17 protein-coding genes are annotated in these 19,295 nt (G+C 62.0%); 3 read left to right on the top strand and 14 right to left on the bottom strand.

The features are described from left to right. Positions 1–140 precede the first annotated feature (140 nt). The 14 genes from rfaE1 to gyrA form a co-directional block, all read right to left on the bottom strand. Positions 141–1,094: a D-glycero-beta-D-manno-heptose-7-phosphate kinase gene (gene rfaE1, locus O3299_RS26875; RefSeq protein WP_251349952.1), complete on the bottom strand. Its 954-nt coding sequence runs from the start codon at positions 1,092–1,094 to the stop codon at positions 141–143. Then, positions 1,091–2,458: a UDP-glucose/GDP-mannose dehydrogenase family protein gene (locus tag O3299_RS26870; protein WP_099665144.1), complete on the bottom strand. Its 1,368-nt coding sequence runs from the start codon at positions 2,456–2,458 to the stop codon at positions 1,091–1,093. Before O3299_RS26870 ends, rfaE1 begins: the two co-directional genes overlap by 4 nt. A 102-nt stretch (positions 2,459–2,560) precedes the next feature. Further along, complete coding sequence (lapB, locus tag O3299_RS26865) at positions 2,561–3,736, bottom strand: lipopolysaccharide assembly protein LapB (RefSeq protein ID WP_077400762.1); 1,176 nt, start codon at positions 3,734–3,736, stop codon at positions 2,561–2,563. Positions 3,737–3,782: 46 nt separating this feature from the next. Next, the gene (locus O3299_RS26860; RefSeq protein WP_077400759.1) at positions 3,783–4,085 is read right to left on the bottom strand and encodes a lipopolysaccharide assembly LapA domain-containing protein; all 303 of its coding nucleotides are present in this window, start codon (positions 4,083–4,085) and stop codon (positions 3,783–3,785) included. 248 nt (positions 4,086–4,333) lie between these two features. Beyond that, positions 4,334–4,639 carry an integration host factor subunit beta gene (locus tag O3299_RS26855; RefSeq protein WP_008446215.1) on the bottom strand — a complete coding sequence of 102 codons (306 nt, stop codon included), beginning with the start codon at positions 4,637–4,639 and terminating at the stop codon, positions 4,334–4,336. A gap of 17 nt (positions 4,640–4,656) precedes the next feature. Further along, the gene (rpsA, locus tag O3299_RS26850) at positions 4,657–6,369 is read right to left on the bottom strand and encodes a 30S ribosomal protein S1 (protein WP_071650172.1); all 1,713 of its coding nucleotides are present in this window, start codon (positions 6,367–6,369) and stop codon (positions 4,657–4,659) included. Positions 6,370–6,510: 141 nt separating this feature from the next. Next, positions 6,511–7,179 (bottom strand): (d)CMP kinase, encoded by a 669-nt coding sequence (cmk, locus tag O3299_RS26845; RefSeq protein WP_305063588.1) that lies wholly within the window; start codon positions 7,177–7,179, stop codon positions 6,511–6,513. Positions 7,180–7,194: 15 nt separating this feature from the next. Beyond that, a complete protein-coding gene (gene aroA, locus O3299_RS26840; RefSeq protein WP_099665146.1) occupies positions 7,195–8,550 on the bottom strand; it encodes a 3-phosphoshikimate 1-carboxyvinyltransferase in 1,356 nt (451 codons plus the stop codon). A gap of 18 nt (positions 8,551–8,568) precedes the next feature. Then, positions 8,569–9,474 (bottom strand): prephenate dehydrogenase/arogenate dehydrogenase family protein, encoded by a 906-nt coding sequence (locus O3299_RS26835; protein ID WP_305063587.1) that lies wholly within the window; start codon positions 9,472–9,474, stop codon positions 8,569–8,571. A gap of 4 nt (positions 9,475–9,478) precedes the next feature. Next, the gene (gene hisC / locus O3299_RS26830) at positions 9,479–10,585 is read right to left on the bottom strand and encodes a histidinol-phosphate transaminase (RefSeq protein ID WP_305063586.1); all 1,107 of its coding nucleotides are present in this window, start codon (positions 10,583–10,585) and stop codon (positions 9,479–9,481) included. 44 nt (positions 10,586–10,629) lie between these two features. Beyond that, positions 10,630–11,700: a prephenate dehydratase gene (gene pheA / locus O3299_RS26825; protein WP_077400751.1), complete on the bottom strand. Its 1,071-nt coding sequence runs from the start codon at positions 11,698–11,700 to the stop codon at positions 10,630–10,632. 83 nt (positions 11,701–11,783) lie between these two features. Continuing rightward, on the bottom strand, positions 11,784–12,875 hold the full coding sequence (gene serC, locus O3299_RS26820) for a 3-phosphoserine/phosphohydroxythreonine transaminase (protein ID WP_289906214.1): 1,092 nt from the start codon (positions 12,873–12,875) through the stop codon (positions 11,784–11,786). Between the two features lie 27 nt (positions 12,876–12,902). Further along, the gene (locus O3299_RS26815; RefSeq protein ID WP_251349946.1) at positions 12,903–13,487 is read right to left on the bottom strand and encodes a DUF2059 domain-containing protein; all 585 of its coding nucleotides are present in this window, start codon (positions 13,485–13,487) and stop codon (positions 12,903–12,905) included. 107 nt (positions 13,488–13,594) lie between these two features. Then, positions 13,595–16,279, bottom strand: a complete 2,685-nt coding sequence (gene gyrA, locus O3299_RS26810) for a DNA gyrase subunit A (RefSeq protein ID WP_251349945.1) — start codon at positions 16,277–16,279, stop codon at positions 13,595–13,597. A 656-nt stretch (positions 16,280–16,935) separates the two neighbouring features. Here gyrA and ompA point away from each other — a divergent pair. From ompA to O3299_RS26795, 3 genes are all read left to right on the top strand, one after another. Next, positions 16,936–17,646, top strand: a complete 711-nt coding sequence (gene ompA / locus O3299_RS26805) for an outer membrane protein OmpA (protein ID WP_034782001.1) — start codon at positions 16,936–16,938, stop codon at positions 17,644–17,646. 127 nt (positions 17,647–17,773) lie between these two features. After that, complete coding sequence (gene ubiG / locus O3299_RS26800) at positions 17,774–18,469, top strand: bifunctional 2-polyprenyl-6-hydroxyphenol methylase/3-demethylubiquinol 3-O-methyltransferase UbiG (RefSeq protein ID WP_077400739.1); 696 nt, start codon at positions 17,774–17,776, stop codon at positions 18,467–18,469. Between the two features lie 68 nt (positions 18,470–18,537). After that, positions 18,538–19,242 carry an HAD family hydrolase gene (locus tag O3299_RS26795; RefSeq protein WP_305063585.1) on the top strand — a complete coding sequence of 235 codons (705 nt, stop codon included), beginning with the start codon at positions 18,538–18,540 and terminating at the stop codon, positions 19,240–19,242. Positions 19,243–19,295: the final 53 nt, after the last annotated feature.

Below are 19,295 nucleotides of genomic sequence, written 5' to 3'. Positions count from 1 at the left end.
CAAGATGACTCGAACGCAAGGGAGGAACAGCGCCTTAACGGCTTAACGGCTGTAGCGTGATACGGTTGACAAGATGGGACTGCGGAACTGCGGGAAAACCTGCGCCAGATCAAACGGTCCGGCGCAGGCGATACAACATATTACTGCGAAAACAGCTCGTCGCGGGTGACGGTGGCAGTGCCCAGCTTGCCGACGACGATGCCGCCGGCGCGGTTGGCCGTGCGCACGGCGTCGCCCAGGGCCATGCCGGCCCCCAGCATGGCTGCCATGGTGGCGATCACCGTGTCGCCGGCGCCCGAGACGTCGAACACTTCGCGCGCATCGGTCGGCATGTGCAGCACCTCATCGGCCGTGTACAAGCTCATGCCTTCTTCGGAACGGGTCAGCAGCAAGGCGTCCAGCCCCAGTTGCGCGCGCATCTGCTGCGCGCGCTCCGTGAGTTGCTCCTCCGTATTCCAGCTGCCGATCACGCGGCGCAGTTCGGACTTGTTCGGAGTGAGCACTGACGCACCTGAATAGCGGCTGAAATCATCGCCTTTCGGGTCGACCATGACGATCTTGCCGGCGGCCCGGGCCGCCTTGATCATCTCTGCCACGTTCACCAGGCTGCCCTTGGCGTAGTCGGACAGGATCACCACGTCATAATGGGGCAGCAGCGCGTTGAACTGCGCCAGCTTGTCGCGCAGCACCGTATCGCTGGGCGCATCCTCGAAGTCGATGCGCAGCATCTGCTGCTGGCGGCCGATCACGCGCAGCTTGATGATGGTGGAAATGGCTGCGTCGCGCTGCAGATAGCTGTGGATGCCGCCGCCTTCGAGCAGGCGCTCGACCTGGCTGCCGGCCTCGTCATCGCCCACCACGCCGAGCAAGCTCGTCTTCGCGCCCAGCGCGGCCGCGTTGCGCGCCACGTTGGCCGCACCGCCCAGGCGTTCCTCGCGCTTTTCGATGCGCACGATGGGCACGGGCGCTTCCGGCGAAATACGGCTGACGTCGCCGAACCAGTAGCGGTCCAGCATCACATCGCCCACCACCAGCAGGCGTACCTGGGCCAACGCGGCCGGCGCCGTCAAGGCGACCACCTCGTGGGCGCTCATGCGCGCGTCAGGATCGAGCGGCCGATCCCGTGGTATTCGATGCCATTCTCGGCCATGACGGCCGGCTCGAACAGGTTGCGCCCGTCAAAGACGACGGCCTGCTTCAGGCGCGCCTTGACCTGCTCGAAGTCGGGGCTGCGGAAGGCTTTCCATTCCGTCACGATGACCAGCGCATCGGCATCCTGCAGCGCATCCTTCGGGCTGTCGGCAAAGCGCACCTTGGCCAATTGCTCAGGCGTCAAGTCCAGTTGCAGCACGCGGCGCGCCTCGGCCATGGCGACGGGGTCATACACGGCCACCGTGGCGCCGCGCCCCAGCAAGTCAGCCAGCAGCACGCGGGCCGACGCTTCGCGCATGTCGTCCGTATTCGGCTTGAAGGCCAGGCCCCACACGGCAAAATGCCGGCCCGTCAAGTCTTCGCCGAAGCGAGCGACCACTTTGCGGCCCAGCACCTGCTTTTGCTGGTCGTTGACGGCTTCGACGGCGCGCAGGATCAGCAATTCCTGGCCGTGGCCGCGCGCCGTGCGCTCGAGCGCCTGCACGTCTTTCGGGAAGCAGGAACCGCCGTAGCCGCAACCGGCATACAGGAAGCTGTGGCCGATACGCGGGTCGGAACCGATGCCGTGGCGCACGGCTTCGATATCGACGCCCACCTTGTCGGCCAGGTTCGCCAGCTCATTCATGAACGAGATGCGCGTGGCCAGCATGGCGTTGGCCGCATATTTCGTGAATTCGGCCGAGCGCACGTCCATCCAGTAGGTGCGCTCGTGGTTGCGGTTGAACGGCGCGTACAGGCTTTTCAGCAATTCGCGCGCGCGTTCGCCGTCCGGCGTGGCGTCGACGCCGATGACGATGCGGTCAGGGCGCATGAAGTCTTCGACGGCCGCGCCTTCCTTGAGGAATTCCGGGTTCGACGCGACGGAGAACGTGGCGGCCACGCCGCGCGCATCGAGTTCGCCCTGGATGGCGGCGCGCACTTTTTCGGCCGTGCCGACGGGCACGGTGGACTTGTCGACGATGACCTTGAAGTCCGTCATGTACTTGCCGATGCCGCGCGCGGCGGCCAGCACGTATTGCAGGTCGGCCGAGCCGTCTTCATCGGGCGGTGTGCCGACGGCGATGAATTGCATCACGCCGTGCGCGGCGGCAGCCTCGACGTCGGTGGAAAAGGTCATGCGGCCGGCGGCGCGGTTGCGCGCCACGACTTCTTCCAGGCCCGGTTCATGGATGGGGATGCCGCCGCTGTTGAGCAAGGCGACCTTCTGTACATCGAGGTCGAGGCAAAAGACGTCATTGCCCAGCTCCGCCAGGCAGGCGCCCGTCACGAGGCCCACATAGCCCGTGCCGATAATGGTGATTTTCATGGTTGTGCCGTATTTGTAATATGGGTTCTGACCTGCAAGTGCACAGCACAGGGTTCAGGGCAAGGCGCTGCAACGCAGCCATGAGCCCTGTGCTGGGCACGACTAATTCATGACGTTGAGTTCTTCCGTGCGTCGTGGCGGATAGGTTTCCCACTTGTTGCAGCCCGGGCAATGCCAATAGAACTGGCGCGCCTTGAAGCCGCAGTGGCTGCACTGGTAGCGGGCCAGCTTCTGCGTATAGCCGTGCACGAGGTTTTTCACCATCGACAGCTCCGACCAGATGGCGGCCGGCGCATCCATCATGCGCGCTTCCAGCAGTTTATCCAGGCCCAGCAAGGTCGGCGTGCGGCGCAGCTCGGCGCTGACCAGCTGTTTCGCCGCTTCCACGCCGTCGAGCTCGATGACGGCCTTGAAGACGACTTCGATCAGGTCGATCGACGACGCCTCTTCCAGGTAGGAGCGCAGCAGGTTGACGCCTTCCTGTGGACGGCCCAGCTTGGTATAACCGTCCATCAGACGCTGCGCCACCAGGGCCACATGCGGCACGCTTTGCTGCTCCACGCGGCGCCAGGTGGTCAGCGCGCCTTCCACGTCGCCGCGCGCCAGCAGCACGTCGCCCGTCAGGATAGTGGCGCGCACGCTCTTGCGGTCCGTCTGCAAGGCTTTTTCCAGCAGCGGCATGGCTTCGTCCGGCTTCATGTGCACCAGCGCGTCATGCGCCAGTTCGCAATAGAACTGGGCGATTTCCTTCTGGCGCGCGCCGGCGCCCGATTCCTGCAAGCCCACGGCCGCTTCGATGGCGCGTGGCCATTCCTTTTCGCGCTGGTAGATTTCCAGCAGCGCGCGGCGCGCCTGGGCCGCATATTGCGTATCGACCAGGCTGTTGAAGGTTTCTTCGGCGCGGTCCAGCAGACCCGCCTTCAGGTAATCCATGCCCAGCTCATAGGCGGCATGGCCCTGCTGCTCCAGCGGCAAGTCCGGGCGCGCCAGCAAATTCTGGTGCACGCGGATGGCGCGCTCCGTCTCGCCGCGGCGGCGGAACAGGTTACCCAGGGCAAAGTGCATATCGGCCGATTCCGGGTCCAGCTTGACGACTTCGATGAAGGCATCGATGGCCTTGTCATGCTGCTCATTGAGCAAGAAATTCAAGCCCTTGAAGTAATTGCGCGGCAGGCTGCGCGATTCGGACACCAGTTGATGAATGTCAACACGCGCGGCAATCCAGCCCAGCGCGAAAAACACGGGGATACCCAAGAGCCACCAGAGTTCAAAATCCATGCGATTGTTTTTATTCGAGTAAGAGAGATAGGAGCGATGGCGCCGCTTACTGCGCGCTCACGCTGTCCGGTTGCGGCTGGACATTGCTGGCCACGCCAACGGTCTGCAGCGCGGCAATGGTGGTTTTTTGCTTGCTCGCTTCGCGGCGGTGACGGAACACGGTCGGCGTCAGGGCCAGTACGCCCAGGCTGGCGCCGGCGACAAAAAAGCCCAGCAGCATCAGGACCAGGGGGCCGCGAATTTCATAATTGAGGAAAACATGCAGGTCGACAACCTGCGCATTCTTCAACGCAAAACTGAAGAACAGGACGAAGAGAACACAGCCAACGATGGTGGAGATGATTTTCATCGATACGCCCAGAAAGTACAAAAAATGCCCGTATGGCACAACCTTGGAATGCCTGACAGAAGCGTAGCGAGCGTCAGCGAGGCTCGGCGCCCCCTTTGGTCCGAGAAGCGCAACCGTACTGAAGTACGGTGAGCATCGCAGGCCGCAAAGCGCGACGCGCAGTAGCTTATGTCAGGCATTCTCAGCATATTAACAAAAAAAAGCGGCATCCAAGGACGCCGCTCTTTGTGTCGCCTTCCAGCAGACGATTAATCCTCGATGATCGGTTGTCCGACCATCGCGTCCACCCGCTCGCGCAACTGTTTGCCCGGCTTGAAGTGGGGTACCCGTTTTTCGGGAACCATCACCTTGTCGCCGGATTTCGGGTTGCGGCCGATGCGCGGGGGCCTGCTGTTCAGGGCAAAACTGCCAAAACCGCGGATCTCGATACGCTGACCGGTCGCCAGGGCGTTGGTCATCGCATCGAGAATGGTCTTGACGGCATACTCCGCATCTTTCGCCACCAGCTGAGAATAACGCTCAGCGAGGCGGTTGATCAGCTCGGACTTTGTCATCTGCCGTATCCGCAGTCTTAGTTCTTGTTATCGAACTTAGCTTTCAACAAGGCGCCCAGGCTGGTGGTGCCCGAAGCTGCGTTGTTGTCGGTAGCTGCCATCTTCTGCATGGCTTCCTGGGTTTCAACGTTGTCTTTCGCTTTGATCGACAGTTGGATACCACGGGCTTTGCGGTCGATGTTCAACACCATTGCTTCGACGGTGTCGCCGACTTTCAGGTGCGTACCAGCATCTTCAACGCGGTCGCGCGAGATTTCGGAAGCGCGCAGGTAGCCTTCAACTTCTTCGGACAGTTGGATCACGGCGCCTTTAGGCTCAACCGATTTAACGGTACCGGTTACCAACGAGCCTTTGTCGTTCATGGCTGCGAAGTTGTTGAATGGGTCACCTTCCAGTTGCTTGACGCCCAGGGAAACGCGCTCGCGCTCAACGTCGATGGCCAGAACGATGGCTTCCAGTTCGTCACCTTTCTTGAAGCGACGCACGGCTTCTTCGCCGGTTTCGGTCCAGGACAGGTCGGACAGGTGCACCAGACCGTCGATGTTGCCGGCCAGGCCGATGAACACGCCGAAGTCGGTGATCGATTTGATCGCGCCGCGGACTTTGTCACCTTTCTTATGGGTAACACCGAAGTCGTCCCATGGGTTGGCTTTGCACTGTTTCATGCCCAGCGAAATACGACGACGCTCTTCGTCGATTTCCAGAACCATCACTTCTACTTCGTCGCCCAGTTGGACAACTTTGTTAGGAGCAACGTTTTTGTTCGTCCAGTCCATTTCGGAAACGTGTACCAGACCTTCGATACCCTGTTCCACTTCAACGAACGCGCCGTAGTCGGTCAGGTTCGTTACTTTACCGAACAGACGGGTGCTTTGTGGGTAACGACGGGACAGACCGGTCCAAGGATCGTCGCCCAGTTGTTTCACGCCCAGCGAAACACGGTTTTTCTCTTGATCGTATTTCAGGACTTTGGCGGTGATTTCCTGGCCAACCGTCAGAACTTCCGACGGGTGACGTACACGGCGCCATGCCAGGTCGGTGATGTGCAGCAGGCCATCGATACCGCCCAGATCCACGAACGCGCCGTAGTCGGTGATATTTTTGACGACGCCGGTCACGACCGTGCCTTCTTTCAGCGTTTCCATCAGTTTCTGACGCTCTTCGCCCATCGAAGCTTCGATGACGGCGCGGCGGGACAGAACCACGTTGTTACGCTTGCGATCCAGCTTGATCACTTTGAATTCGAGGGTTTTGCCTTCGAATGGGGTGGTGTCTTTGACAGGACGGGTATCAACCAGCGAGCCCGGCAGGAATGCGCGGATGCCGTTGGTCAACACGGTCAGACCGCCTTTGACTTTACCATTGACGGTACCGACGACGATTTCGCCCGATTCCATCGCTTTTTCCAGAGCCAGCCACGAAGCCAGACGCTTGGCTTTGTCGCGCGACAGGATGGTATCGCCGAAACCGTTTTCCAGCGATTCGATCGCCACGGAAACGAAGTCACCAACTTTGACTTCCAGTTCGCCGTGGTCGTTCTTGAATTCTTCGACAGGGATGAATGCTTCGGATTTGAGGCCAGCGTTCACGATCACGAAATTGTGGTCGAGGCGCACGACTTCAGCGGAAATAACTTCGCCGGAGCGCATATCTTGACGCGACAACGATTCCTCGAAGAGCGCAGCAAAACTTTCCATACCGGTAGATTCGTTAGTTGTAACAGTAGACATAGGGTTCACACAGGTTATCCAGCAGAGATCGCACGATGCGACTTAAACTGGGTTAGGTTTTTGACACACCCGGACAGGCCAGGAGCCGTCAACGGGCACCACATAGCACGCACTACACATTAATACACGCTATTTTGCTGCTTATTTTGCAACTGCGGCATACCATTTCAACACGATTTCGACAGCATCATCTGCCGTCATGGCCGACGTATCGAGGACATGCGCCCCTTCTGCGGGGACCAGCGGCGCAATCGCACGGTGAGTATCACGTTCGTCCCGCGCCTGCAAATCCATCAGAAGGTCTTCCATATTAGCAGAAAAACCCTTGTCTATCAATTGCTTGTAGCGCCGTTGCGCGCGCGCCTCGACGCTGGCGGTCAGGAACACCTTCAATGGGGCATGCGGGAAGATCACCGTGCCCATGTCGCGTCCGTCGGCCACCAGGCCCGGCGTCTTGCGAAAGCCCAGCTGCAAACCGACCAAGGCATGGCGGACGGTTGGTAAAACAGCAATTTTCGACGCCGTATTCCCCACTTCTTCGGCACGGATCTGCTCGGTGACATTTTCATGCGCCAGCAGGATCTCGCCGCCCGCAAAATGGCAGGGCAAGTGTTCGGCCAGCTTGGCCAGCGCGTGCTCGTCGCGCAAGTCCGTGCCGCGGCGCAGCGCGCTCAAGGCCGTCAGGCGGTACAGCGCGCCCGAGTCCAGGTAATGAAAGCCCAGCTTGTCGGCCACGCGGTGCGCCACCGTGCCCTTGCCGGAAGCGGTAGGGCCGTCGATGGCGATGACTGGGATGTGGGAGGTCGGCATAGTGTTAGCAATCAATTAAATCAAAGTGTCTTTGGCAATCCCCGCGAAGGCGGCGAAATACTCGGGGAAGGTCTTGGCCACGCATTTCGGGTCGTTGATGCGCATCTCGTTGCCGCGGCGCGCGGCGCCGTCCAGCGAGGCCAGCGAAAAGCACATGGCCATGCGGTGGTCGTCATACGTGTCGATGGTGGCGGCAAGAATCTGCGCCGGCGGCGTCACGCGCAGGTAATCGGCGCCCTCTTCCACTTCCGCGCCCAGCTTGCGCAACTCCGTTGCCATGGCGGCCAGGCGGTCCGTCTCTTTTACGCGCCAGCTGGCGATATTGCGCAAGGTCGAAGTGCCGTCCGCATACAGGGCGGCCACGGCGATCGTCATGGCCGCGTCGGGAATGTGGTTAAAGTCCATGTCGACGGCTTTCAGGACGCCGTTCGAACGGGCTTCGATCCAGTTCTCGCCCATGGTGATGGTCGCGCCCATCTGCTGCAAGGCTTCGACGAAGCGCACGTCGCCCTGGATGCTGTCGCGCCCCACGCCTTCCACGCGCACGGGACCGCCGCCGATGGCGCCAGCCGCCAGGAAATACGAGGCCGACGAAGCGTCGCCTTCCACGTGGATGGTGCCCGGGCTTTGGTATTGCTGGCCCGGCTGCACGGTGAACGACTGCCAGCCGTCATGTTCGACCGTCACGCCGAAACGGCGCATCAGGTTCAGCGTGATCTCGATGTACGGCTTCGAAATCAGCTCGCCCGTTACATCGATGGTGACGGCATGGTCGCGCGCCATCAGCGGCGCCACCATCAAGAGGGCCGTCAGGAACTGGCTCGACACGTTGCCGCGCACGGCGATGCGCTGCGCGTGGATGTGGCCGCGGCGGATGCGCAGCGGCGGGAAGCCCTGCTCACCCGTGTATTCGATCTGCGTGCCGACGGCGTTCAGCGCGTCGACCAGGTCGCCGATGGGGCGCTCGTGCATGCGCGACACGCCATGCAAGGTGTAGTCGCCGCCGATGACGGCCAGCGCCGCCGTCAGCGGGCGGATCGCCGTACCGGCATTGCCCATGAAGAGGTCAGCCTCGTGGTGCGGGAATACGCCGCCGCAGCCTTCCACGTGGTGGATCTGGTGCGCGGTGGCCGGGTCGCCCTGCAACTCGTCCTGCGTCCATTTGACGCCCAGCGATGTCAGGGCCGTCAGCATGACGAAGGTGTCGTCGGAAGCGAGCAGGTCGACGATCTTCGTCGTGCCCTTGGCCAGCGCGGCCAGCAGCAGCACGCGGTTGGAAATGCTTTTCGAGCCGGGCAAGCGCACCGTGCCCTCGGCGTGCATCACCGGTTTCAAGTCGATATGGTGGGGGTAGTGCTTGGTCTGGGTCATGCTGGAATCCTTGAGTATTTATTGTGCGGGCGCGGGAGCTTCCGCCGTCTCGATCGCCTCGATCCATTGCTGCCGCGCGTGCTGGGCGTTCGCGTACACGCCCTCGATGGCGGCGCCGTCGTTCGCGGCCAGGTGGGCGCGCAAGGTCGTCAACTGCGCCAGGTAGGCATCCAGTTCGTGCAGCAGCGCCGGCTGGTTGGCCAGGCTGATGTCGCGCCACATTTCCGGCGATGAGCCGGCGATGCGCGTAAAGTCGCGAAAGCCGCTGGCCGCGTATTGAAACAGCAGGCCCGCGTGCGGTTTGTTGGCGATGTCGTCGACCAGCGCAAAGGCCAGCAAATGCGGCAGATGGCTGACGGCGGCAAACACCTTGTCATGTTCTTCGGGCGTCAACGTGTGCAGGATGGCGCCGCAGGCACGCCAGGCGGCCGCCACGCGCTCGACGTCGTCCGCGGCGTTTTCCGCCAGCGGCGTGAGCACCACTTTCTTGCCTTGATACAGATCAATGATGGCGGCGTCGGGACCATTCGTCTCGCGCCCCGCGATCGGGTGGCCAGGCACGAACTGGCCCACCTTGGCGCCAAGCGCCGCGCGCGCGGCCGCCACCACGTCGCTCTTCGTGCTGCCCCCATCGGTGACGATGGTGCCGGGCTGCAGGTGCGGCGCGATGGATGCCAGGATGGGGCCCGTCTGCGCCACGGGCGCGGCCAGCAGCACCAGGTCGGCACCATGCAAGGCTTGCGCCATGTCGCCGCCGATTTCATCGATGATACCCAGTTCGAGCGCGCGCACCATCGAGGCGGGCGAGCGGCCCATGCCGACTACGGTTTGAACCGCGCCCGCGTGTTTCAAGGCGCGCGCGAACGAGCCGCCGATCAGGCCTACGCCAAAAATGACGACCTTCTTCAGTGCAGGCGTCGTCATGGCGTCAGGCCAGCGCTTTCGTCAGCGCGGCGATGAAGATGGCGTTTTCCTGCGGCAGGCCGATGGAAATGCGCAGCCATTGCGGCAAGCCATAGCTGCCGACGGGGCGCACGATCACGCCCTGTTTCAGCAGCGCCAGGTTCACGCGCGCACCCGCTTCGTCATCGTCGCCCACCTTCACCAGCACGAAATTGCCGTGCGACGGCACGTATTCCAGGCCCAGTTGCGCAAACGCTTCCGTAAACTGCCGGTAGCCGGCCGCGTTGTTGCGCGCGCTTTGCTCGAGGAAGGCCTTGTCGTTCAGGGCGGCAATCGCAGCCGCTTGCGCCAGCGAGTTGACGTTGAACGGCTGGCGGATGCGGTTCATCAGGTCCGTCAGCACAGGCTGGGCGATGGCGAAGCCGATGCGCAGGCCGGCCAGGCCGTAGGCCTTCGACAGGGTGCGCGAGACCACCAGGTTCGGATACTGGCGCACCCACGCCGTCGATTCGTACTGGTCGTCGGCCGACAGGAATTCGTTGTAGGCCTCGTCCAGCACGACGACGACATGCGCCGGCACTTTCTGCAGGAAGGCTTCGAGCTGCGCCGCCGTCAGGAAGGTGCCGGTCGGGTTGTTCGGGTTGGCGATGAAAATCAGACGCGTGTCGTCGGCAATCGCCGCCGCCATGGCGTCCAGGTCATGGCCATAGGCTTGCGCCGGGACGACGATGTGGCGCGCGCCCAGGCCTTGCGTGGCCAGCGCGTACACGGCGAACGAATACTGCGAGTACACGACGGATTCGCCATGCTGCACAAACGCGTGCGCGGCGATTTCCAGGATGTCGTTGCTGCCATTGCCCAGGGTGATCCAGTCGGCCGGCACGTCATAGCGCTTCGACAGCACGGCTTTCAAGTCGAAGCCGTTGGCGTCCGGGTAGCGGCCCAGGTCATCGATGGCGGCGATCATCGCCTGCTTGGCCGATTCCGGCATGCCGTACGGGTTTTCATTCGACGCCAGCTTGACGATGGCTGCCTCGTCGAGGCCGAATTCGCGCGCGACTTCCGCGATCGGTTTGCCGCTCTGGTAAGGGGCGATGGCGCGGACGTATTCTGGACCGATATTTTTAGACATGGTGTTCTTTAAAAAAGTGGGTGATTGTAAGAATAGCTACAGCTTCACAGGCTGACAGGATATGACCCCAGCACCTTGAAAAACGCCGCATTGCTTTGCAGCTCGGCCAGCGCCTGGGCGACGGCTGCGTCGTGCACGTGGCCCTCCACGTCGACATAGAAATAATACTCCCAGCTGCCCATGCGCGCCGGGCGCGACTCGAAGCGCGTCATCGACACGCCGTGTTTCGCCAGGGGCGCCAGCAACTGGTACACGGCGCCCGCCTTGTTCGGCACGGCCAGCACCAGCGACGTCTGGTCCTTGCCCGACGGCGCCGTCTGCAAGGTGCCGACGACGGCAAAGCGCGTGCGGTTGTGCGGGTCGTCCTGGATATGGCCCTTGACCACGCCCAGCTTGTACTGCGCGCCCGCCAATTCGCTGGCGATGGCCGCCACCGTGCCGTCTTCGCCGGCCATGCGGGCCGCCTCGGCGTTCGACGCCACGGCATGACGCGCGATGTGCGGGTAATTCTGGTTCAGCCACACCTGGCACTGCGCCAGCGCCTGCGAATGGGCGCAGATGGCGGTGACGCCATCCATGTTGCCGCTCTTCGTCATCAGGCTGTGGTGCACGGCGATCGCCACCTCGCCGCTGATGATAAGGCTCGTCTGCAGCATCATGTCCAGGGTGCGGTTGACGGCGCCTTCCGAGGAATTTTCGATCGGCACCACGCCGAAATCCGCCGTTCCCGCCTCGGCGGAACGGAATACTTCGTCGATGGACGCGCATGGCAAGCCTTCCACGGCGCTGCCGAACTGCTGGTACACGGCCTGTTCGCTGAAAGTGCCCGCCGGGCCAAGGTACGCCACAGTGACCCGTTTTTCCAGCGAGCGGCAGGACGACATGATTTCGCGGAAGATGGTCTGCACTTCGCGGTCGCCCATGGGGCCGGGATTGCGTTCGGCCACGCCGCGCAGCACCTGCGCTTCGCGCTCGGGGCGGAACACGGGCGCCTGCGTTTCAGCCTTCACGTGGCCCACTTGCTGAGCGATTTGCGCGCGGCGGTTCAGCAGTTCGAGGATTTGCGCGTCGATCGCATCGATCTGTTCGCGCAGCGGTTTCAATTTATCGGTCATGGTTGGTTTGTTTCGTCAGCTGTACTTCAATCATGGCCGCGCGGCCTGCGCCGGCGGCGGGCCGGCGCGGTCGTCTAGGCGACTCAGCGTCCGGCAAACTCGTTCAAATAGTTGACCAGGGCTTGCACGCCCTCGATCGGCATCGCGTTATAAATCGATGCACGCATGCCGCCGACGGACTTGTGGCCCTTCAGTTGCAGCAGGCCGCGCTGTTTTGCGCCGGCCAGGAATGCGTCGTTCAGACTTTCATCGCGCAGATAGAACGGGATGGTCATGCGCGAGCGGTATTCTGGGGCGACCCGGTTCTGGTAAAAGTCGTCCGCATCGAGCGCCGCGTACAGCAGCGCCGCTTTCTCAATATTACGCTGTTCCATGGCTGCAACGCCACCCTGGCGTTTGAGCCACTGGAAAACCAGGCCGGCGATATAGATGCCGTAGGTGGGCGGCGTGTTGTACATCGACTCATGTTCGGCCACGATGCTCCAGTCGAAGGCCGACGGGCAGATCGGCAGCGCCTTGCCCAGCAAGTCTTCACGCACGATGACCAGGGTCAGGCCGGCCGGACCGATATTTTTCTGCGCGCCGCCGAAGATGACGCCATATTGCGATACATCAATAACGCGCGACAAAATGTGCGACGACATGTCGGCCACGATGGTGGTCCCTGCCGGCACGTTCGGCGCCTGCTGGAATTCCACGCCGTCGATGGTTTCATTGGTGCAAATGTGCAGGTAGGCGGCGCCCGGCGTCAGCTGCCATTCGGCGACCGGCGGCACGCCCGTGAAACGGGCGGCCTTGGACGACGCGGCCACGTTGACGTTGGCGTACTTGGCCGCTTCCTGGATCGACTTGCCGGACCACGAGCCCGTATGCACGAAGTCTACGGTGGCCGGCTGCTGCGCGGCCAGGCCCACCAGGTTCATGGGAATGATGGCGTTCTCGCCCAGGCCACCGCCCTGCAGGAACAGGATCTTGTAGTTCTCGGGCACGGCCAGCAGCTCGCGCAGGTCGGCCACTGCCTGCTGGTAGATGGAAATGAATTCGGGACCACGGTGGCTCATTTCCATCACCGACATGCCACTGCCATGCCAGTCCTGCATCTCGGCAGCTGCTTGCGCCAGCACTTCCTTGGGCAGGACGGCGGGGCCGGCGGAAAAATTGTAGATATGGGTCACGATACGGTCCTTGGCAAAATGGAAATCTTATTGGGGCGACTGCGTGGCCGCCCGCATGACCTGGTCCAGCACCGCATTCACGCGCGGGATCAGCACGCGCTGGCTGATGGCCATCGATTCGGCTGACAGTTGCGGCATGGTCGCCAGCATCTTGCGCCCCAGCGGCGTCTTGTAGAAGGTCGTCAGCTGCTCGACTTCGGGCACCGTGTAAAAGCGCGCGTACAGGGGCACCATTTCGGCGGCCAGCTCGTCGATCAGGGTCGGATCGGCCAGCACCTGCGTCAGGGTGGCGATGGCCAGGGGGATTTCTTCCTCGGCGCTGGCCAGCGCGCGCGCCTTGCGCTGCTCGTCCAGGTTCGGGTTGCTGCTGATTTGCTGCTGCGCCGACTGGCGGATCATGGCCGGCACCGATTGCAGCATCTGGTCGAAGATGTTGCGCGTCAGTTGCGGGAACTGCATCGCGTCGAGCATGCGCCGCACGGCCACCTTCATGGCGGGGCTGGGCGCCGCCTGGCGGGCGGGCGTGGCTTGCGTGCTCTGGGCCAGGGCCGGCAGGGTCGCAAGGAAGGCCAGCGAAAACGCGGCGAAGAAGGTGGCGACGATTTTTCTCATGGCATGCGGGACTTTACAAAAGCGGGGAACTATCTGGGGGTACGCAGGCTGGCGCCGCAACCGGCACGCCAACAGCAATTGGGGCTCCCGAAAGAGCCCCAATCATCTTACTCCGGCTGCGCCGGGTCGACAGGATCGGCCGGTTCAGCCGCTGCCGGCGCGGCCGCAGCCTCCTGGCCCGCCTCCGTCGTCAGCTCGACTTCGTCGATATCCGTCTCCACCACGCGCTGCAGGCCGGACAGCTTGGTGCCGTCTTCCACGGCGATCAGGGTCACGCCCTGCGTCGCGCGGCCCATCTCGCGGATTTCCGACACGCGGGTGCGGATCAATACGCCACCGGTGGTGATCAGCATGATTTCATCACTGGTATCGACCAGGGTCGCGGCAACCACTTTACCGTTGCGCTCACTGGTCTGGATGGCGATCATGCCTTTCGTGCCACGGCCATGGCGCGTGTACTCGGTGATCGGCGTACGCTTGCCGTAGCCGTTTTCCGTGGCCGTCAGCACCGACTGCTGCTCGTTCTCGGCCACCAGCAGGGCGATCACGTGCTGACCTTCTTCCAGGTTCATGCCGCGCACGCCGCGCGCCGTACGGCCCATCGGACGCACGTCGTTTTCGTCGAAGCGCACTGCCTTGCCCGAATCGGAGAACAGCATCACGTCGTGCTGGCCGTCGGTCAGCGCCGCGCCGATCAGGAAGTCGCCGTCGTCCAGGTCGACCGCGATGATGCCGGCCTTGCGTGGATTGCTGAAGTCCTTCAGCGGCGTCTTCTTGACGGTACCGAGGCTGGTCGACATGAACACGTAATGGTCTTCCGGGAACGTGCGGTTCTCGCCCGACAGCGGCAGGATCACGGTGATCTTTTCGTTGTCCTGCAGCGGGAACATGTTGACGATCGGCTTGCCGCGCGAATTGCGCGAGCCTTGCGGCACTTCCCACACCTTCAGCCAGTACATGCGGCCACGATCCGAGAAGCACAGGATGTAGTCGTGCGTGTTGGCGATGAACAGCTGGTCGATCCAGTCTTCCTCTTTCGTCGCCATGGCCTGCTTGCCGCGGCCGCCGCGCTTCTGCGCGCGGTATTCGGTGATCGGCTGGGCCTTCATGTAGCCGGTGTGCGACAGGGTCACGACCATGTCCTGCGGCGTGATCAAATCTTCCGTTTCCAGGTCGGTCGCGTTCAATTCGATCTGCGAGCGGCGCACGTCCTTGTTGCCGGCGCCGTATTCGTTCTTCGCCGCCGTCATTTCGTCGGTGATGATGACGGTGACGCGTTCCGGCTTGGCCAGGATGTCGAGCAAGTCGGCGATGTGTTCCATCACGTCCTTGTACTCGTTGACGATCTTGTCCTGTTCCAGGCCGGTCAGGCGCTGCAGGCGCATTTGCAGAATTTCCTGCGCCTGGTCGTCCGACAGCTTGTACAGGCCATCGCCCTGCATGCCATAGTGCTTCGGCAGGTTTTCCGGACGGTAGGCGTCGATGCCGCCTGGCGTCGAGCCGTCGCCCGTGCGGGCCAGCATTTCGCGCACGACGGACGAATCCCAGGCCTTGGCCATCAGCTCGACCTTGGCGATCGGCGGCGTCGGTGCAGCCTTGATGATGGCGATGAAGTCATCGATGTTGGCCAGCGCGACAGCCAGGCCTTCCAATACGTGACCGCGTTCGCGCGCCTTGCGCAGTTCGAACACGGTGCGGCGCGTCACCACTTCGCGGCGGTGCGACAGGAAGCATTGCAGCATCTGCTTGAGGTTCAGCAGCTTCGGCTGACCATCGACCAGGGCCACCATATTCATGCCGAAGGTGTCTTGCAACTGGGTCTGCTTGTACAGGTTGTTCAGCACCACTTCCGGCACTTCGCCCCGTTTCAGCTCGATCACCACGCGCATGCCCGACTTGTCGGATTCGTCGCGGATGTCGGAAATGCCGTCGAGCTTCTTGTCGCGCACGTTTTCAGCGATGCGTTCCAGCAAGGATTTCTTGTTGACCTGGAATGGCAGCTCATCGACGATGATGGCGATGCGGCCGCCATCCTTGCCGTATTCTTCGAAGTGGGTCTTGGCGCGCATGACGACGCGGCCGCGGCCCGTGCGGTAGCCGTCGCGCACGCCGGACACGCCATAGATGATGCCGGCCGTCGGGAAGTCCGGCGCCGGGATCAGCTCGATCAATTCATCGATCGTGCACTCGGGGTTGCGCAGCACGTGCAGCGCGCCGTCGATGACTTCGGTAATGTTGTGTGGCGGAATGTTCGTCGCCATGCCGACGGCGATACCGGACGAGCCATTGATCAGCAGGTTGGGGATACGCGTCGGCAAGACCGTCGGTTCCTTTTCCTTGCCATCGTAGTTGGGCTGGAAGTCGACGGTGTCCTTGTCGATATCGGCCAGCAGCTCGCTGGCGATCTTGTCCAGGCGGCACTCGGTGTAACGCATCGCCGCGGCGCCATCGCCGTCGACGGAACCGAAGTTGCCCTGGCCATCGACGAGCATGTAGCGCAGCGAGAAATCCTGCGCCATGCGCACCAGCGTGTCGTAGATCGAGGCATCGCCGTGGGGATGGTATTTACCCATGGTTTCGCCGACCACGCGGGCGCACTTGACGTAAGGGCGGTTCCACACGTTGTTCATTTCATGCATCGCGAACAAGACGCGGCGGTGCACTGGCTTCAAGCCATCGCGCGCATCGGGCAAGGCGCGACCGACGATCACGCTCATGGCGTAATCGAGGTAGCTCTTGCGCATCTCTTCTTCGAGGGAAATAGGAATTGTTTCTTTTGCGAATTGATCCATTGGCGGTTCGACTGATCTCAGGCTGTGGTTAACTTATCTGTTACGCAATGTATGACGCAATACTGCATATCCTGGGTGGCTGTCGTCGTGGACGCCGCGCCGCGCGCTGCTGGCGCGGCCCGGCTTCCATGTCGCAGAGTGCCGGAACAAATCGGCGGGCTGGCGGCACGGCCAGTACGTGCACCGCAGTGGTACGAGCTGGCCATACAGTGCCGCCGTGGGCATTTGCCCGACACTCTTAACAGTCAAGCGCACGATTTTAGCATGCGCGCCCAGCTACCTGTACAAATTGGCCATACCAACAAGATTGGCAGTTTGCACCGGAGCCGTGCAGCCTGACCTTTCGATAATGCACAATGGCAATACCAGTTCAAGACACCTGCCCTTAAAAGAGGCAAAAAAAGCGATCAATTGTTACAGACGCGTTACAAATGGGCATTTTCGTTGCGCAAAAACAACGCGCGGTCTAAAATCGGGCAAGCTTTGATTTAACCACGGTCGTGCGCCCCTGATGCGTGTGGCAAAATGACTGGGAAGTTAATTGCTAGTTTCGCAATCTGAAACGAGCGCATATGGTCTACATGATAAAATCTTGGCACGTAGCACCAGTAGCGCAGTGTTGTTCTGCGGATATCACCCCCCGAAAGGAAAAAAGAATGAATAAATTTGTAACGCTGTTTTTCGCTGCATCCGCAGTGATTGCTGGCTCGGCTTCGGCCCAAACCCCAACCTCCCCACCATTCGCGCCAGTTACCACTGACATCAAAGCACCAAGCCCAAAAAGCGCTTACGTGCAAGATGCCCGCGGCGTGATCGTGCGTGACCCATTCGGCCTGTGCTGGCGTACCGGCTACTGGACACCTGCTGACGCAGTGCCAGGTTGCGACGTGCCACTGTGCGTAGAGCCAGAAACCCTGCAAGACGGCAAATGCGTGGCTCCTCCAGCACCAGTCGTACCAGCACCGGCACCAGTCGTTGTCGTACCAGTACCAGTCGTAGTTGCTCCTACCTCGGAAAAAGTCAGCTTCGCTGCTGATGCATTCTTCGATTTCGACAAAGCTACGCTGAAGCCAGAAGGCAAAGCCAAGCTGGACGAGCTGTCCGCACAACTGGGCGGCATCAACCTGGAAGTCATCATCGCTGTGGGTCACACCGACTCCGTCGGCACCGATGCTTACAACCAAAAACTGTCGGTACGTCGTGCTGATGCTGTCAAAGCCTACCTGGTCACCAAAGGCGTTGAAAGCAACCGCGTGTACACCGAAGGCAAAGGCGAGAAACAACCTGTTGCTGATAACAAAACTGCCGAAGGCCGTGCGAAAAACCGTCGCGTGGAAATCGAAGTTGTTGGTACCCGCAACAAGTAATAGCTGAACCCCTGGACTTGCCGCAAGTCATCGCGCAAGTCAAGAACAGCATGAAAAACCCCGCCACGGCGGGGTTTTTTTTCGTCCGTGGCTGCCCAATTGTAAAATTGCCGCTATCATTCGACCTATGAACGCCGACCCTCTCGAAATCCAAAAATTCAGTGAGCTGGCCCACCGCTGGTGGGACCCCACTTCCGAGTTTCGTCCCCTGCACGAAATTAACCCCCTGCGCCTGGAATGGATCAACGCGAAAGTGCCGCTGGCCGGCAAGCGCGTGATCGACATCGGCTGCGGCGGCGGCATCCTGGCCGAATCGATGGCCCGCAAGGGTGCCGACGTGACGGGCATCGACCTGTCCGACAAGGCCTTGAAAGTGGCCGACCTGCACAGCCTGGAATCGGGCGCCAAGGTGCGCTACAAGCTGATCGCCGCCGAAGCCATGGCCGAGGAGGAGGCAGGCCAGTACGACGTCGTGACCTGCATGGAGATGCTCGAGCACGTGCCCGACCCCGCCGCCATCGTCAAGGCTTGCGCCGCGCTGGTGAAACCGGGCGGCCACGTGTTCCTGTCGACCCTGAACCGCAACCCGAAAGCGTACCTGTTCGCCATCCTGGGCGCCGAATACCTGCTGCGCCTGCTGCCGAAAGGCACGCATGACTATGACAAATTCATCACTCCTTCCGAACTGTCACAATACGTGCGCAGCGCCGGCCTGGACGTCAACAGCATGCGCGGCATGGGCTACAATCCGCTGACCAAGATTTACTCACTTAATAGCGATACCAGCGTCAATTATCTGGTGGCCTGCACCCGGCCGCTGTAACCATCACGCACAATACAAGGCGGCTGCGGCCGCCATTTTTCATTCCCACTTGACACACTTTGTCCGCCATGATCACTGACCATCTGCCAGCCCCGCGCGCCATCCTGTTCGACCTCGACGGCACCCTGGCCGACACCGCGCCCGACCTGGCGGCGGCCATCAACCTGCTGCGCGCGCGCGCCGGCCTGGCGCCGACCCCGTATGACGTCCTGCGCCCCACGGCCTCGGCCGGCGCGCGCGGCATGATCGGTGTGTCCTACGGCATCGGCCCCGGCGAAAGCGGCTACGAAGCCCTGAAAGACGGCTTTCTGAACAATTACGAAGCGGCCCTGGCCGTGGAAAGCCGCCTGTTCGACGGCATCCCTGCCCTGCTCGACGGCCTGCAAGCGCTGGGCCTGGCCTGGGGCGTGGTCACCAACAAGGCCGCCCGCTTCACCGACCCGCTGGTGGGCCAGATCGGCCTGGGCGCCGCCAGCTGCGTGATCTCGGGCGACACCATGTCCCACCCGAAACCCCACCCCGCCCCCCTGCTGGAAGCGGCACGCCGCCTGGACCTGGCGCCGCAAGACTGCTGGTACGTGGGCGACGATCTGCGCGACATCCAGGCCGGCCGTGCCGCCGGCATGCGCACGGTGGCCTGCGCCTGGGGCTACTGCGGCCCCGTCGAGCCGCAACACTGGAACGCCGACCACCTGCTGGATACCCCGCATGCGCTGCTCGAGCTGGTCAGCGCGGTGGTGAAGGCGGCGCAGGCGCGGCAATTGGCGGCATAAATCAGCCTGCGCTTGATCTGGCACACCAGCAAGCGAATGCACCATGCAAGAGT

Origin of the sequence: Janthinobacterium sp. SUN176 (assembly GCF_030587335.1) — a bacterium.
Lineage (GTDB): Bacteria > Pseudomonadota > Gammaproteobacteria > Burkholderiales > Burkholderiaceae_D > Janthinobacterium > Janthinobacterium kumbetense.
Note: the sequence above shows the minus strand (reverse complement) of the source record. Positions and strands in the feature narration are given on the sequence as shown.